A 14,573-nucleotide genomic window follows, 5' to 3' on the forward strand; every position below is an offset into this window, starting at 1 on the left:
CTATCCGTGAAGGTGGTCGTACAGTTGGTGCTGGTGTTGTTGCAACTATCGTTGCTTAATAGCAATTAGTGCACCACTAAGTACTCAATAAAAAGGAAGCTTCGGCTTCCTTTTTTTATGCCTAGAATGTTAGCAGTAATAATTTGTACCTAAATAACGGTATGAACTGAGTGTAAGTTATTGATAATGAAAATTAATGATTAGATGATTGTTTATTTATCGATCAAGACTTGCTTTCAAAAATGTGATCTGTATAATGCTCGACACTGCCTGAGACTAAGTCTTGTAAGCGCTGTTGTGAACCAATAAGCATTGAGGAGAAACGTACCGCAGGTTATGCCGGGTGTGTTTCATAATGAATACTCTGACTTATGTTCGCAGTCATTAAATTGGCTGACAATGCATCCGATAGGGATGCTACGTTCACATAAATCAATCGACATTCCTCGTCTTTACGAACGTGAGTGGCGATATTGTTTGTGTAATTTTTATTTGGAGCTCTGTCTAATGCAGAACCAACGTATTCGTATCCGTCTAAAGGCGTTCGATCACCGTTTGATCGATCAGTCAACTGCGGAAATCGTTGAAACAGCTAAACGTACTGGCGCACAGGTTAAGGGTCCAATCCCTCTTCCTACTCGCAAAGAACGTTTTACTGTTCTTACTTCTCCTCACGTTAATAAGGACGCACGTGACCAGTACGAAATTCGTACTCACAAGCGCCTTATCGACATCGTTGAGCCTACAGACAAAACTGTTGATGCTCTGATGCGTCTAGATCTAGCTGCTGGCGTTGACGTACAGATCAGCCTAGGTTAAGGGGAGATAAGAGAATGATTGGTCTAATCGGTCGTAAAGTGGGCATGACCCGCATCTTTACCGAAGATGGCATTTCTATTCCAGTTACTGTTGTTGAAGTTGAAAACAACCGCGTTACTCAGGTTAAATCTGTAGAAACTGACGGTTACAACGCTATTCAAGTAACAGCTGGAACTAAGAAAGCTAGCCGCGTATCTAAGCCAGAAGCTGGTCACTTTGCGAAAGCAGGTGTAGAAGCTGGTCGCGGTCTTTGGGAATTCCGTCTAGAAAATAATGAAGAATTCGCAGTTGGCGCTGAGCTAAGTGTTGAAATCTTTAATGAAATTAAAAAAGTAGACGTTACTGGTACATCTAAAGGTAAGGGTTTCCAAGGTGCTATTAAGCGCTGGAACTTCCGTACTCAAGATATGACCCATGGTAACTCCTTGTCTCACCGCGCTCCGGGTTCAATTGGCCAATGTCAAACTCCAGGTCGTGTATTTAAAGGCAAGAAAATGGCTGGTCATATGGGTGCTGAGCGTGTAACGACTCAAAACCTAGAGATCGTACGTGTTGACGCTGAGCGCAATCTGCTTCTTATTAAAGGTGCAGTCCCTGGTGCTACAGGCGGCAACGTGATCGTTAAACCAGCTGTTAAAGCGTAACGTCGAGGAGTTAGTAATGGAATTGGTAGTCAAAGGCGCTAACGCGCTAACTGTCTCCGAAACTACTTTTGGGCGTGATTTCAATGAAGCGCTTGTACATCAAGTAGTTGTTGCATTTGCAGCAGGTGCTCGTCAGGGTACACGTGCTCAGAAGACTCGTTCAGACGTTTCTGGTGGTGGCGCTAAGCCATGGCGCCAGAAAGGTACTGGTCGCGCTCGTGCAGGTACAATCCGCAGTCCGCTATGGCGTTCTGGTGGTGTTACTTTCGCTGCTCGTCCTCAGGATCACAGCCAAAAAGTAAACAAGAAAATGTACCGCGGTGCTATGAAGAGCATTCTTTCTGAGTTAGTTCGTCAAGAGCGTTTAATCGTTGTTGAAAACTTCACTCTAGAAGCACCAAAGACAAAAGCACTAGTTGCTAAGCTTAAAGAGCTTGAGCTAACTGATGCACTAATCGTAACTGGCGAACTAGATGAGAATCTATTCCTTGCAGCACGTAACCTATATAAAGTAGACGTACGTGACGCAGCGGCAATCGATCCAGTTAGCTTGATCGCTTTCGATAAAATTGTAATGACTGCAGCAGCAGTTAAAGCAATCGAGGAGATGTTAGCATGATCACTGAAGAGCGTATTTTAAAAGTTCTACGTGCTCCGCACATCTCTGAAAAAGCATCAATGGCTGCTGAAAACGCGAATACTATCGTGTTTAAAGTTGCTATTACTGCGACAAAGAGAGAGATCAAAGCAGCAGTTGAAAAACTGTTTGAGGTTGAAGTTAAGTCTGTAAATACTCTTATCACTAAGGGTAAGACCAAACGTCAAGGTATGCGCCAAGGCCGTCGTTCAGACGTGAAGAAAGCGTATGTTATCTTGAAAGAAGGTCAAGACATCGACTTCGCTGGTAGTGCAGAGTAAGGCTAGGAGCAAAGAAGAATGGCTATTGTAAAATGTAAGCCGACTTCCCCAGGTCGTCGCCACGTAGTAAAAGTGGTTAACTCTGACCTGCATAAGGGTAAGCCGTACGCACCACTACTAGAGAAAAACTCTAAGTCAGGTGGTCGTAACAATAACGGTCGTATCACAGTACGTCATATCGGTGGTGGTAACAAACAACACTACCGTCTAATTGACTTTAAACGTACTAAAGATGGCATCCCAGCGAAAGTTGAGCGTCTAGAATACGATCCAAACCGTAGCGCAAACATTGCTCTAGTTCTGTACGCAGACGGTGAGCGCCGCTACATTATCGCACCTAAAGGTATCCAAGCTGGTGATATGATCCAGTCTGGCGAAGATGCTGCTATCAAAGTTGGTAATACTTTACCAATGCGCAACATCCCAGTAGGTTCAACAGTACACTGTGTTGAACTTAAGCCTGGTAAAGGTGCACAGCTGGCTCGTTCAGCTGGTGCATACGCTCAGATCATTGCACGTGCAGGCACTTATGTGACTCTACGTCTACGTTCTGGTGAAATGCGTAAAGTTCTTGCTGACGGTCGTGCGACTCTAGGTGAAGTTGGTAACGCAGAACACATGCTACGTGAGCTAGGTAAAGCTGGTGCTTCACGCTGGCGCGGTGTTCGTCCAACTGTACGTGGTGTTGTAATGAACCCAGTGGATCACCCACATGGTGGTGGTGAAGGTCGTACATCAGGCGGTCGTCATCCAGTAACACCTTGGGGCGTTCCAACTAAGGGTTATAAGACTCGTAGCAACAAGCGCACCGACAAGTACATCGTACGTCGTCGTAATAAGTAATTATAAAGAGGATACGCCATGCCACGTTCTCTCAAGAAAGGTCCATTCATTGACCTACACTTGCTGAAGAAGGTAGAGAAAGCGTTGGAAAGCGGAGACAAAAAGCCTGTTAAGACTTGGTCCCGTCGCTCAATGATCATCCCTCAGATGATCGGTTTGACCATCGCTGTCCATAATGGTCGTCAGCACGTTCCTGTTTTCGTTTCTGAAGAAATGATCGGTCACAAGCTAGGCGAATTTGCACCAACACGTACTTACCGCGGTCATGCTGCGGATAAGAAAGCTAAAAAGCGCTAAGGAGTAGGTAATGGAAGCTATCGCTAAACATCGCTTTGCTCGCATTTCGCCGCAAAAAGCTCGTTTGGTTGCAGATCAACTGCGCGGTAAGCCAGTTGCTCAAGCTCTAGAAATTCTTAATTTCAGCAACAAAAAAGCTGCTGATTTAATCAAGAAAGTTCTAGAGTCAGCTATCGCTAACGCAGAACACAACGAAGGCGCAGACATTGATGATCTTAATGTTGCTAAAATCTTCGTTGACGAAGGCCCTACCATGAAGCGTATTATGCCTCGTGCTAAAGGCCGTGCCGATCGCATCTTGAAGCGTTCTAGCCACATCACTGTTGTTGTAGCAGACCGCTAAGAGACTAGGAGAGAAAGCAATGGGTCAGAAAGTACATCCTAATGGTATTCGTTTAGGCATCTGTAAGCCTTGGAATACCACTTGGTTTGCTAACAGCCAAGAATTCGCTGACAACCTAGACGGCGATTTCAAGGTACGCCAGTTCCTTACTAAGGAACTAGCAAAAGCATCTCTATCACGCATCGTTATCGAGCGTCCTGCGAAGAGCATCCGTGTGACTATTCACACTGCTCGTCCAGGCGTAGTAATCGGTAAGAAAGGCGAAGACGTAGAGAAACTACGTGCAGCAGTAGCGAAGATCGCGGGCGTTCCAGCTCAGATCAACATCGCTGAAGTACGTAAACCAGAACTAGATGGTCAACTAGTAGCAGACAGCATTTCGTCTCAACTAGAGCGTCGTGTAATGTTCCGTCGCGCGATGAAGCGTGCAGTTCAAAACGCTATGCGTCTTGGCGCTAAAGGTATCAAAGTTGAAGTAAGCGGCCGTCTAGGCGGTGCTGAAATTGCACGTACTGAGTGGTACCGTGAAGGCCGTGTGCCTCTACATACTCTTCGTGCTGACATTGACTACGCAACTTCTTCGGCTCACACCCAATACGGTGTTATCGGCGTTAAAGTTTGGATCTTCAAAGGTGAAGTTCTAGGCGGCATGCCGGTTGAAGAGCCAAAGGCTGACAAGCCTAAGAAGCAGCGCAAAAGCCGTAAATAAGGAGTTTATTGATGCTGCAACCTAAACGCACTAAATTCCGCAAGGCCTTTAAAGGCCGTAACCGCGGTTTAGCGAACGGTACTGATGTAAGCTTTGGTACATTTGGTCTTAAAGCAGTCGGCCGTGGTCGTCTAACTGCTCGTCAGATCGAAGCTGCACGTCGTGCTATGACTCGTCATGTAAAACGTCAGGGCCAAATCTGGATTCGTGTATTCCCAGACAAACCAATCACATCTAAGCCTCTTGAAGTTCGTCAAGGTAAAGGTAAAGGTAGTGTGGAGTACTGGGTTGCACAGATTCAACCAGGTAAAGTTCTATACGAAATGGGTGGTGTTCCTGAAGCATTAGCTCGTGAAGCATTTAATCTTGCTGCACGTAAGCTACCAATCAAGACAACATTCGTAATTAAGGCGGTGATGTGATGAATGCACTAGATCTACGCGCTAAAAGCGTTGAAGAGCTTAATGCAGAGCTTGTGAATTTGCTTCGTGAACAGTTTAACTTGCGTATGCAAGCTGCAACTGGTCAACTACAGCAGACTCACAATCTTAAAACTGTACGTCGTGATATCGCACGTGTTAAAACTGTACTGACTGAGAAGGCTGGCGCATAATGAGCGATCAAATCCGTACTCAGCTTGGTCGTGTAGTTAGCGACAAAGGCGATAAGTCTATTGTTGTTGCTATCGAGCGTAAAGTGAAGCACCCGATCTACGGTAAGTACATCACACGCACGACTAAGCTTCATGCACACGATGAAAACAACGAATGTGGCCTAGGCGACATGGTTGAAGTTCGCGAGTGCCGTCCAATGTCAAAGACTAAGTCTTGGACTTTGGTACGCGTAGTTGAGAAAGCACGTATTTAATACGTACTAACAACTACTTAAGTAAGCGGCCCTGAAAAACTTAGGGCCGTTCATTTTTTTATCTACCCATCGGTCGAAAATGGTGTTATTATTCGCCGCCTTTGAAGAAAAGGCATATCGACTCGATTTGGGTCTAGATGTTTTAAATTAGCGGAGCACTAACATGATCCAAATGCAAAGTATGCTTGATGCTGCGGATAACTCCGGCGCACGTAGCGTAATGTGTATTAAGGTTCTGGGTGGTTCTCACCGTCGCTATGCACATATCGGTGACATCATCAAGATTACTGTAAAGGAAGCAATTCCACGCGGTAAAGTTAAGAAAGGTGATGTACTGAAAGCGGTGGTTGTACGCACCCGTAAAGGCGTTCGTCGTCAAGATGGCTCTGTCATTCGCTTTGACCGTAATGCTTGCGTATTGTTGAACGACAACACTGAGCAACCTATCGGTACCCGTATCTTTGGCCCTGTGACTCGTGAACTTCGTAATACGAAATTCATGAAGATTGTATCACTAGCGCCAGAAGTACTTTAAGGAGCGACTATAATGGCAGCTAAAATCCGTCGTAACGACGAAGTTATCATTCTTGCTGGTAAAGATAAAGGCAAGACTGGTAAAGTAACTAAGGTTCTAGCAACCGGTAAAGTTATCGTTGAAGGTATTAACATGGTTAAGAAACACCAGAAGCCGGTTCCGGCAATGGGTGTTCAAGGCGGTATCGTTGAGCAGGAAGCTGCGATCGATGCGTCTAATGTTGCTATCGTTAACGGTCAAGGTAAAGCGGACCGTGTAGGCTTCCGATTTGAAGACGACAAAAAAGTTCGTTTCTTTAAATCGACTGGCGAAACTATCAAGTAAGTTTGGAGTAGTACTATGGCGAAACTGCATGATTACTACAAAGAGACTGTTGTAAAAGACCTTGCTAGCAAGTTCGAATACAAGAGTATCATGCAAGTCCCAAGGATCGAAAAGATCACACTTAATATGGGTGTGGGCGAAGCTATCAACGACAAGAAGCTGCTAGAAAACGCTGCTGCTGACATGACTGCAATTGCAGGTCAGAAGCCGCTAATCACAGTAGCACGAAAGTCAGTTGCAGGCTTTAAGATCCGTGAGGGCTACCCTATTGGCTGTAAAGTAACCTTACGTGGCGAGCGTATGTGGGACTTTTTCGAGCGTCTAATTTCAATTGCTGTACCTCGTATTCGAGATTTCCGTGGTTTAAACCCGAAATCATTCGATGGTCGTGGTAACTATAGCATGGGCGTTCGTGAGCAGATCATCTTCCCAGAAATCGATTTCGATAAAGTAGATCGTGTACGTGGTTTAGATATCACAATCACAACTTCTGCTAAATCTGATGAAGAAGCTCTAGCTCTACTGTCTGCTTTTAACTTCCCATTCCGTAAGTAAAAGTAAGGGTTACTAATGGCTAAAGAATCAATGAAGGCACGTGAAGCTAAACGTGCCAAGCTAGTAGCTAAGTTCGCTGAAAAGCGTGCTGCGCTAAAAGCTCTAATTAGCGACGTGAATGCGTCTGAAGAAGATCGCTGGAATGCAGTGCTTAAACTTCAGTCACTACCACGTGATTCTGCGAAGTCTCGTCAGCGTAATCGCTGTAACCAGACTGGACGTCCACACGGCTACCTACGTAAGTTCGGTCTTAGCCGTATCAAGGTTCGTGAAGCTTGCATGAAAGGCGAGATTCCGGGTCTACGTAAAGCAAGCTGGTAATCCAGTAAGCAATTCAGAATCACGGAGTATTAACTTATGAGCATGCAAGATCCGATTTCGGATATGCTGACCCGTCTTCGTAACGGTCAGGCAGCGAAAAAAGTTGCTGTAAAAATGCCATCTTCTAAGCTTAAAGTTGCAATTGCAGCATTATTACAAGAAGAAGGTTTCGTGGCTGGCTACGCTGTAACAGGTGATGTTAAGCCAGAGCTAGAAGTTACTCTTAAGTACTTCGAAGCTAATCCAGTTATTGAGCAAATCCAACGTGTTTCACGTCCTGGTCTACGCATCTACAAGAAAAAAGGTGCGCTACCATCAGTGATGGGTGGCCTTGGTATTGCTATCGTTTCCACTTCCAAGGGTCTTATGACCGACCGCGCTGCACGCAAAGCGGGTCTTGGCGGTGAGATTATCTGCTACGTAGCATAATAGGAGTAGAACATGTCTCGTGTTGCAAAAGCACCAGTAGTTTTCCCTGCCGGCGTAGAAGTTAAGCTTAACGGTCAGGAAATTACTGTTAAAGGTTCTAAAGGCGAATTAGTTCGCATGATGAACCCAGCAGTAGTTCTAACTTTGGAAGAGAACAAAGTTACTTTCGGTCCTCGTGAAGGGTTCGATAAAGCTTGGGCACAAGCAGGTACTGCTCGTGCACTAGTTAACAACATGGTTGTTGGTGTTACCGAAGGCTTCACTAAGAAGCTGACTCTTAAGGGTGTAGGTTACCGTGCTGCTATTAAAGGCAACGCTGTAGGCTTAACTCTAGGTTTCTCTCATCCAGTTGAGCACGAACTTCCAGCAGGTATCAAAGCTGAATGTCCATCACAAACTGAAATCGTACTTACAGGTACTGATAAGCAGTTGGTTGGTCAGGTAGCTGCTGATATTCGCGCTTACCGTAGCCCTGAACCTTATAAAGGTAAAGGTGTTCGTTACGCCGACGAAGTTGTGCGTACTAAAGAAGCTAAGAAGAAGTAAGGTAACACTATGGATAAGAAAGCATCTCGTATCCGTCGTGCGACCCGAGCACGTCGTAAGATTGCTGAACTGGGCGCAACTCGCCTAGTTGTACACCGTACTCCACGTCACGTGTACGCTCAGGTAATCGCACCGAACGGCTCTGAGGTTATCGCAGCCGCTTCTACTTTAGAAAAAGCGATCCGTGAGCAAGTTAAGAGTACCGGAAACAAAGACGCTGCTGCAGTTGTAGGTAAAACTATTGCTGAGCGCGCGATTGAAAAAGGCATCTCTAACGTTGCATTTGATCGCTCTGGTTTCCAATACCACGGCCGTATCGCGACACTAGCAGAAGCTGCTCGTGAAGCTGGTCTGAAATTCTAAGGTAGGCGGAAGATGGCTAACGAAAAGACACAATCAGATTTGAATGAAAAACTGATCGCTGTTAACCGTGTTTCAAAAACGGTTAAAGGTGGTCGTATTTTCAGCTTTACTGCACTAACAGTAGTTGGTGACGGTAACGGTCGCATCGGTTTTGGTTACGGTAAAGCACGTGAAGTGCCTGCTGCAATCCAGAAAGCGATGGAAAAAGCACGTCGTAACATGGTTACGATCGCAATCAACGAAGGTACTCTTCACCACGCTGTTAAAGGCCGTCACACTGGTTCTCAAGTGTACATGCAGCCTGCATCAGAAGGTACTGGTATCATCGCCGGTGGCGCAATGCGTGCAGTGCTAGAAGTTGCGGGTATCCGTAACGTACTAGCTAAAACATACGGTTCTACTAATCCAATTAACGTTGTTCGCGCAACAATTTTGGGTCTAAGTGGAATGAACTCTCCAGAAATGATCGCTGCAAAACGTGGTCTTTCTGTTAAAGAAATTCTGGAGTAATCGACATGGCTAAGACTATTAAAGTAACCCAAACAAAGAGTTCTATCGGTCGTTTACCGAAACACAGAGCTACTTTGCGTGGCCTAGGCCTTCGTCGCATCAACCATACTGTTGAACTTGAAGATACTGCTTGCGTACGCGGCATGATCAATAAAGTTCACTATATGGTTAAAGTTGAGGAGTAATCACTATGCGTTTGAATACTCTATCACCGGCCGCTGGATCTAAGCCTTCTGCGAAGCGCGTAGGTCGTGGTATCGGTTCGGGTCTAGGTAAAACTTGTGGCCGTGGTGTTAAAGGTCAGAAATCACGTTCAGGTGGTTCTGTTCGCCCAGGTTTTGAAGGCGGTCAAATGCCTTTGAAACAGCGTCTACCAAAGTTCGGTTTTACGTCTCGTAAGAGCCTAGTAACTGCTGAAGTTCGTCTAGCTGAGCTAGCGAAAGTTGAAGGTGATGTTGTAAGTCTTGAAACACTAAAAGCTGCGAATGTTATCACTAAGGACATTAAGTTCGTGAAAGTTGTACTTTCTGGTGATATCGCTCGTTCAGTAACAGTGAAAGGCCTACGCGTTACTAAAGGCGCTTTAGCTGCTATTGAAGCTGCAGGCGGTAAAATCGAGGAATAATTAACTCGAGGATGAGGTACAGATGGCTAAACAACCAGGACAAGATTTTCGTAGCGGACAAGGTGGCCTAGCAGAGCTTAAGTCACGCCTTCTCTTTGTATTAGGTGCGATATTAATATTCCGAGCTGGATCCTTTGTGCCTATTCCTGGTATTGACGCTGCTGTACTTGCCAGTCTGTTCGAGCAGCAAAAGGGTACTATCATTGAGATGTTTAACATGTTCTCTGGTGGTGCACTCTCGCGTGCTTCTATTTTAGCTCTGGGCATTATGCCGTATATTTCTGCGTCCATTATTGTCCAGTTGCTAACAGTAGTTCATCCAGCCTTGGCTGAGTTGAAGAAAGAAGGTGAATCTGGCCGTCGTAAGATTAGTCAGTACACCCGATACGGTACGCTTGTATTGGCAACCTTCCAAGCAATTGGTATTGCTACGGGGTTACCAAGTATGATTCCAGGCCTGGTACATAATCCAGGTCCTAGTTTCTATTTTGTTGCTGTGGTTAGTTTGGTTACTGGTACCATGTTTTTAATGTGGTTAGGTGAGCAAGTTACCGAGCGTGGCATTGGTAACGGTATATCTGTGATTATTTTCACTGGTATTGTTGCAGGTTTGCCGCCAGCTATTGGACAGACCGTAGAGCAAGCGCGTCAAGGTGAATTGCACGTACTTCTTCTACTATTAATTGCGGTTATATCTTTTGCTGTGATTTACTTTGTAGTGTTCATGGAACGTGGTCAACGTCGTATCGTCGTTAACTACGCTAAGCGTCAACAAGGCCGTCGTGTCTTCGCAGCGCAGAGCACACACCTACCGTTGAAAATCAACATGGCAGGTGTAATCCCAGCAATTTTCGCATCGAGTATTATTCTGTTTCCAGGCACACTGGCTCAGTGGTTTGGACAAAGTGAAGGTCTTGGCTGGTTAAGTGATATTTCACTTGCACTTAGTCCAGGGCAGCCACTTTATGTAATGCTCTACGCTGCTGCAATTATATTCTTCTGTTTCTTCTATACCGCGTTGGTGTTTAACCCTCGCGAGACAGCAGATAACTTGAAGAAGTCTGGAGCATTCATACCTGGTATTCGCCCGGGTGAACAGACCGCAATGTACATTGATAAAGTAATGACTCGACTAACCCTAGCGGGTGCGTTGTATATCACCTTTATCTGTCTGATCCCCGAGTTCATGATGATTGCATGGAATGTCCGCTTTTATTTTGGTGGTACTTCCTTACTAATCGTAGTTGTTGTTATCATGGATTTCATGGCTCAAGTTCAGACACATTTGATGTCTCAACAGTATGAGTCAGTATTGAAAAAAGCTAATCTGAAAGGCTACGGCCGCTAAGTTTAGTTTTCCATATTTACGGAGTTTAGCAATGAAAGTTCGTGCTTCCGTTAAGAAAATCTGCCGTAACTGTAAAGTTATCAAGCGCAACGGTGTTGTGCGTGTGATTTGCAGTGAGCCAAAGCATAAACAACGCCAAGGCTAATTAGCAGAAATATTTCTTGCAAATTGAAGATAGGTTGGCTAAATTAGTCAACCATCTTTTGTTATGTGCAAAAGAATTGTACCACCGCTGCGTATCCTGAACGGGCTCTGCAGCGGTTATTCTTGTAAAGTACTAGGAGTGAATAGTGGCCCGTATTGCAGGCATTAACATTCCTGATCAGAAACACGCTGTAATCGCATTAACTGCGATTTACGGCATCGGTAAGACTCGTTCTCAAGCTATTTTAGCTGAAACGGGTATTGCTGAAGATGTTAAGATCAGTGAACTAACTGAAGAACAGATCGATCTACTGCGTGATGGTGTAGCTAAATACACTGTAGAAGGTGATCTTCGTCGTGAAATTTCCATGAACATCAAGCGTCTTATGGACCTTGGTTGTTACCGTGGTCTTCGTCACCGTCGCAGTCTACCTCTACGTGGACAGCGTACTAAAACCAACGCACGTACCCGTAAGGGTCCGCGCAAGCCGATCAAAAAATAGTCGGATAAGGTAGAGTACAATGGCAAAACAACCAACTCGCGCTCGTAAGCGCGTACGCAAGCAAGTAGCCGATGGCGTTGCGCACATCCATGCTTCTTTCAACAACACAATCGTAACCATTACTGACCGTCAAGGTAATGCTCTTTCATGGGCAACTGCAGGTGGTTCAGGTTTCCGTGGTTCTCGTAAATCTACTCCGTTCGCTGCACAGGTTGCTGCTGAGCGTTGTGGTGAAATGGCCAAAGAATATGGCGTTAAGAACCTAGAAGTTATGGTTAAGGGCCCTGGTCCTGGTCGTGAGTCTACAATCCGCGCTCTAAACGCAGCGGGTTTCCGTATCACTAACATTGTTGATGCGACTCCGATCCCTCATAACGGTTGTCGTCCACCTAAGAAACGTCGCGTATAACGTTTAGTTTCTAGGAAATTGGAGAAAGAAAAATGGCAAGATATTTGGGTCCTAAGCTAAAGCTTAGCCGTCGCGAAGGCACTGACTTATTCCTTAAGTCTGGTGTACGTGCGATTGATACCAAGTGTAAGATTGATAACGCTCCGGGCCAACATGGTGCTCGTCGCGGTCGTCTATCTGATTACGGCGTTCAGCTTCGTGAGAAGCAGAAAGTTCGTCGTACATATGGCGTACTAGAAAAACAATTCCGTAACTACTACAAGACAGCTGCCCGCATCAAGGGTAACACAGGTGAAAACTTGCTTCAGCTTCTTGAAGGTCGTTTAGATAACGTAGTTTACCGTATGGGCTTTGGTGCAACTCGCGCTGAATCTCGTCAATTGGTAAGCCACAAAGCGATTCTAGTTAATGGTCAAGTCGTAAACGTTCCTTCTTTCAAGGTAGCGGCAAACGACGTTGTTAGCATTCGTGAGAAAGCTAAGAACCAAGCACGCATTAAAGCAGCTCTTGAAGTTGCTACACAGCGTGAACTACCGACTTGGGTCGAAGTAGACAGCAGTAAGTTGGAAGGTACGTTTAAACGTCTTCCAGAACGTTCTGATTTGTCTGCCGACATCAACGAACACCTGATCGTCGAGCTTTACTCTAAGTAAGGCTACAGTTAAGAGAGGACACAATGCAGGGTTCTGTAACAGAATTTCTTAAGCCGCGTCTAGTTGACATCGAACAAGTCAGCTCTACGCACGCAAAAGTAACTCTAGAGCCGTTGGAGCGTGGTTTCGGCCACACTCTAGGAAACGCTCTTCGTCGTATTTTATTATCTTCTATGCCAGGTTGTGCTGTAACAGAAGTTGAAATCGACGGTGTGTTACATGAGTACAGCACCAAAGAAGGCGTTCAGGAGGATATCCTTGAAATTCTTCTTAACCTTAAAGGTCTAGCCGTTAAGGTTGAGGGTAAAGATGAAGTTATTCTTACTCTGAACAAATCTGGTGCAGGCCCTGTTGTTGCAGGTGACATCACCCATGATGGTGATGTTGAGATTGCGAACCCAGAACACGTAATCTGCCATTTAACTGATGACAATGCTGAATTAAGCATGCGAATCAAGGTAGAACGTGGTCGTGGCTACGTACCAGCATCAGCTCGTATTCACACTGAAGAAGATGAGCGTCCAATTGGTCGTTTGTTAGTAGATGCTACTTACAGCCCAGTGGACCGTATCGCTTACGCGGTAGAGGCAGCACGTGTAGAACAACGTACTGACCTAGACAAGCTTGTAATCGATATGGAGACTAACGGTACACTTGATCCTGAGGAAGCTATCCGCCGTGCAGCAACAATTCTTGCTGAACAATTGGATGCATTTGTAGATCTTCGCGATGTACGAGTTCCTGAAGAGAAAGAAGAGAAGCCGGAGTTCGATCCGATCCTACTGCGTCCTGTAGACGATCTTGAACTAACTGTTCGCTCTGCTAACTGTCTGAAAGCAGAAGCGATCCATTACATCGGTGATCTTGTTCAGCGTACTGAGGTTGAGCTTCTTAAAACGCCAAACCTTGGTAAGAAGTCTTTGACAGAAATCAAAGATGTATTGGCATCTCGTGGTCTATCTCTAGGTATGCGCCTAGAAAATTGGCCACCTGCATCAATCGCTGAAGATTAATAGTTTACTGATATCTAGTTAGAAGGATTAGGTCATGCGCCATCGTAAGAGTGGTCGTCAACTCAACCGCAACAGCAGTCATCGTAAAGCGATGTTCAGCAACATGGCTAGCTCTCTGGTACGTCACGAATTAATTAAGACTACCTTGCCTAAAGCAAAAGAGCTACGTCGCGTAATTGAGCCTTTGATTACCCTAGCTAAGACCGACAGTGTTGCTAACCGTCGTCTTGCATTCGCTCGTACTCGTGATAACGAAGTTGTTGCGAAATTATTTAACGAACTAGGTCCACGCTTCGCAGCGCGTCCTGGTGGTTATACTCGTATCATGAAGTGCGGTTTCCGTACTGGTGATAAAGCTCCTATGGCTTATATCGAGTTAGTTGACCGTCCTGCAAAGGAAGAAGCTACTGCTGAATAAGCAATAGCCGTTAAATAAGAAGAAAGCTGAGTCCTTTGGACTCGGCTTTTTTTTTGATCTTTTGTTGGTATAGTATTTTTCTATCCGCTATCACTATTTAGTTTTATGTCCTTATTATTAATCCTGCTAAGTTGCTAGTTTTGATTTGGGTCAGCCACTCCAATTTATAAATGTTATAGCGTGCTATGGTTTCTTTATTTTGATTAATATAACCAAAGGTACAATATTGATCATAAGGGGCTAAAGTCGTTATTTATAATAAATAGGTTATAAAAATATCAACTAACCCTGTATCTGCTTCCAATCTGAGCATATGAATTTATTTTTCAAAATTATACTTGTCAGCTTCAAAAATTCCCCTATAATGCGACCTCACTGACACGGACAACAGCGTAAGCGGTTATCGATAGTCAGTACGTTCTTTAACAATTTGACCA

General features: G+C 45.0%; 28 protein-coding genes. All 28 read left to right on the forward strand.

Annotation, left to right across the window (positions count from 1 at the left end; translation table 11 throughout):
- Window positions 1–507 precede the first annotated feature (507 nt).
- The 28 genes from rpsJ to rplQ all read left to right on the forward strand — a co-directional run bounded on the left by rpsJ (window position 508) and on the right by rplQ (window position 14,136).
- On the forward strand, window positions 508–819 hold the full coding sequence (gene rpsJ / locus Q0V26_RS16710) for a 30S ribosomal protein S10 (protein ID WP_006232338.1): 312 nt from the start codon (window positions 508–510) through the stop codon (window positions 817–819).
- A 14-nt stretch (window positions 820–833) separates the two neighbouring features.
- Window positions 834–1,463 (forward strand): 50S ribosomal protein L3, encoded by a 630-nt coding sequence (gene rplC / locus Q0V26_RS16715; RefSeq protein WP_036789584.1) that lies wholly within the window; start codon window positions 834–836, stop codon window positions 1,461–1,463.
- Between the two features lie 16 nt (window positions 1,464–1,479).
- Window positions 1,480–2,082 carry a 50S ribosomal protein L4 gene (gene rplD / locus Q0V26_RS16720; protein ID WP_036789587.1) on the forward strand — a complete coding sequence of 201 codons (603 nt, stop codon included), beginning with the start codon at window positions 1,480–1,482 and terminating at the stop codon, window positions 2,080–2,082.
- Complete coding sequence (gene rplW, locus Q0V26_RS16725) at window positions 2,079–2,381, forward strand: 50S ribosomal protein L23 (protein WP_036789589.1); 303 nt, start codon at window positions 2,079–2,081, stop codon at window positions 2,379–2,381. Before rplD ends, rplW begins: the two co-directional genes overlap by 4 nt.
- An 18-nt stretch (window positions 2,382–2,399) precedes the next feature.
- A complete protein-coding gene (gene rplB / locus Q0V26_RS16730) occupies window positions 2,400–3,224 on the forward strand; it encodes a 50S ribosomal protein L2 (RefSeq protein WP_036789591.1) in 825 nt (274 codons plus the stop codon).
- An 18-nt stretch (window positions 3,225–3,242) separates the two neighbouring features.
- Complete coding sequence (rpsS, locus tag Q0V26_RS16735; RefSeq protein ID WP_005302795.1) at window positions 3,243–3,521, forward strand: 30S ribosomal protein S19; 279 nt, start codon at window positions 3,243–3,245, stop codon at window positions 3,519–3,521.
- A gap of 10 nt (window positions 3,522–3,531) precedes the next feature.
- Window positions 3,532–3,864, forward strand: a complete 333-nt coding sequence (gene rplV / locus Q0V26_RS16740; RefSeq protein ID WP_005302797.1) for a 50S ribosomal protein L22 — start codon at window positions 3,532–3,534, stop codon at window positions 3,862–3,864.
- A gap of 19 nt (window positions 3,865–3,883) precedes the next feature.
- Window positions 3,884–4,573, forward strand: coding sequence for a 30S ribosomal protein S3 (gene rpsC / locus Q0V26_RS16745; RefSeq protein WP_036789594.1), 690 nt, complete (start codon window positions 3,884–3,886; stop codon window positions 4,571–4,573).
- An 11-nt stretch (window positions 4,574–4,584) separates the two neighbouring features.
- Window positions 4,585–4,995 carry a 50S ribosomal protein L16 gene (gene rplP / locus Q0V26_RS16750; RefSeq protein ID WP_297483978.1) on the forward strand — a complete coding sequence of 137 codons (411 nt, stop codon included), beginning with the start codon at window positions 4,585–4,587 and terminating at the stop codon, window positions 4,993–4,995.
- On the forward strand, window positions 4,995–5,186 hold the full coding sequence (gene rpmC / locus Q0V26_RS16755; RefSeq protein ID WP_036789604.1) for a 50S ribosomal protein L29: 192 nt from the start codon (window positions 4,995–4,997) through the stop codon (window positions 5,184–5,186). The genes rplP and rpmC overlap by 1 nt, the downstream gene beginning before the upstream one ends.
- Window positions 5,186–5,440 (forward strand): 30S ribosomal protein S17, encoded by a 255-nt coding sequence (gene rpsQ, locus Q0V26_RS16760; RefSeq protein ID WP_061000885.1) that lies wholly within the window; start codon window positions 5,186–5,188, stop codon window positions 5,438–5,440. The genes rpmC and rpsQ overlap by 1 nt, the downstream gene beginning before the upstream one ends.
- A 163-nt stretch (window positions 5,441–5,603) precedes the next feature.
- Window positions 5,604–5,975 carry a 50S ribosomal protein L14 gene (gene rplN / locus Q0V26_RS16765; protein WP_045032667.1) on the forward strand — a complete coding sequence of 124 codons (372 nt, stop codon included), beginning with the start codon at window positions 5,604–5,606 and terminating at the stop codon, window positions 5,973–5,975.
- Between the two features lie 12 nt (window positions 5,976–5,987).
- The gene (gene rplX, locus Q0V26_RS16770; RefSeq protein WP_036789611.1) at window positions 5,988–6,299 is read left to right on the forward strand and encodes a 50S ribosomal protein L24; all 312 of its coding nucleotides are present in this window, start codon (window positions 5,988–5,990) and stop codon (window positions 6,297–6,299) included.
- Window positions 6,300–6,314: 15 nt separating this feature from the next.
- Window positions 6,315–6,854, forward strand: a complete 540-nt coding sequence (gene rplE / locus Q0V26_RS16775) for a 50S ribosomal protein L5 (protein ID WP_101768032.1) — start codon at window positions 6,315–6,317, stop codon at window positions 6,852–6,854.
- A gap of 15 nt (window positions 6,855–6,869) precedes the next feature.
- Complete coding sequence (rpsN, locus tag Q0V26_RS16780; protein ID WP_005370985.1) at window positions 6,870–7,175, forward strand: 30S ribosomal protein S14; 306 nt, start codon at window positions 6,870–6,872, stop codon at window positions 7,173–7,175.
- Between the two features lie 36 nt (window positions 7,176–7,211).
- On the forward strand, window positions 7,212–7,604 hold the full coding sequence (rpsH, locus tag Q0V26_RS16785) for a 30S ribosomal protein S8 (RefSeq protein ID WP_297483987.1): 393 nt from the start codon (window positions 7,212–7,214) through the stop codon (window positions 7,602–7,604).
- Between the two features lie 12 nt (window positions 7,605–7,616).
- The gene (rplF, locus tag Q0V26_RS16790; protein WP_061000883.1) at window positions 7,617–8,150 is read left to right on the forward strand and encodes a 50S ribosomal protein L6; all 534 of its coding nucleotides are present in this window, start codon (window positions 7,617–7,619) and stop codon (window positions 8,148–8,150) included.
- Between the two features lie 9 nt (window positions 8,151–8,159).
- Window positions 8,160–8,513 (forward strand): 50S ribosomal protein L18, encoded by a 354-nt coding sequence (rplR, locus tag Q0V26_RS16795; protein ID WP_036789636.1) that lies wholly within the window; start codon window positions 8,160–8,162, stop codon window positions 8,511–8,513.
- A 12-nt stretch (window positions 8,514–8,525) separates the two neighbouring features.
- Window positions 8,526–9,023, forward strand: a complete 498-nt coding sequence (rpsE, locus tag Q0V26_RS16800; RefSeq protein ID WP_036789639.1) for a 30S ribosomal protein S5 — start codon at window positions 8,526–8,528, stop codon at window positions 9,021–9,023.
- A 5-nt stretch (window positions 9,024–9,028) separates the two neighbouring features.
- The gene (gene rpmD, locus Q0V26_RS16805; protein WP_045038822.1) at window positions 9,029–9,208 is read left to right on the forward strand and encodes a 50S ribosomal protein L30; all 180 of its coding nucleotides are present in this window, start codon (window positions 9,029–9,031) and stop codon (window positions 9,206–9,208) included.
- 5 nt (window positions 9,209–9,213) lie between these two features.
- Window positions 9,214–9,648, forward strand: a complete 435-nt coding sequence (rplO, locus tag Q0V26_RS16810; RefSeq protein WP_036789641.1) for a 50S ribosomal protein L15 — start codon at window positions 9,214–9,216, stop codon at window positions 9,646–9,648.
- Between the two features lie 22 nt (window positions 9,649–9,670).
- Window positions 9,671–10,996, forward strand: coding sequence for a preprotein translocase subunit SecY (secY, locus tag Q0V26_RS16815; protein ID WP_297483993.1), 1,326 nt, complete (start codon window positions 9,671–9,673; stop codon window positions 10,994–10,996).
- A 31-nt stretch (window positions 10,997–11,027) separates the two neighbouring features.
- Entirely contained in the window at window positions 11,028–11,141 is a 114-nt protein-coding gene (gene rpmJ / locus Q0V26_RS16820; RefSeq protein WP_000868186.1) for a 50S ribosomal protein L36, read from the forward strand.
- Window positions 11,142–11,286: 145 nt separating this feature from the next.
- Window positions 11,287–11,643 carry a 30S ribosomal protein S13 gene (gene rpsM, locus Q0V26_RS16825; protein ID WP_005370966.1) on the forward strand — a complete coding sequence of 119 codons (357 nt, stop codon included), beginning with the start codon at window positions 11,287–11,289 and terminating at the stop codon, window positions 11,641–11,643.
- 19 nt (window positions 11,644–11,662) lie between these two features.
- Window positions 11,663–12,052, forward strand: a complete 390-nt coding sequence (gene rpsK / locus Q0V26_RS16830) for a 30S ribosomal protein S11 (protein ID WP_005370963.1) — start codon at window positions 11,663–11,665, stop codon at window positions 12,050–12,052.
- A gap of 32 nt (window positions 12,053–12,084) precedes the next feature.
- A complete protein-coding gene (gene rpsD / locus Q0V26_RS16835) occupies window positions 12,085–12,705 on the forward strand; it encodes a 30S ribosomal protein S4 (RefSeq protein WP_036789645.1) in 621 nt (206 codons plus the stop codon).
- A gap of 23 nt (window positions 12,706–12,728) precedes the next feature.
- Window positions 12,729–13,718 carry a DNA-directed RNA polymerase subunit alpha gene (gene rpoA, locus Q0V26_RS16840; RefSeq protein WP_036789646.1) on the forward strand — a complete coding sequence of 330 codons (990 nt, stop codon included), beginning with the start codon at window positions 12,729–12,731 and terminating at the stop codon, window positions 13,716–13,718.
- A 34-nt stretch (window positions 13,719–13,752) separates the two neighbouring features.
- Complete coding sequence (rplQ, locus tag Q0V26_RS16845) at window positions 13,753–14,136, forward strand: 50S ribosomal protein L17 (RefSeq protein WP_297485926.1); 384 nt, start codon at window positions 13,753–13,755, stop codon at window positions 14,134–14,136.
- Window positions 14,137–14,573 lie beyond the last annotated feature (437 nt).

The organism is uncultured Photobacterium sp. (assembly GCF_947039875.1).
In the GTDB taxonomy this organism is placed as follows: domain Bacteria; phylum Pseudomonadota; class Gammaproteobacteria; order Enterobacterales; family Vibrionaceae; genus Photobacterium.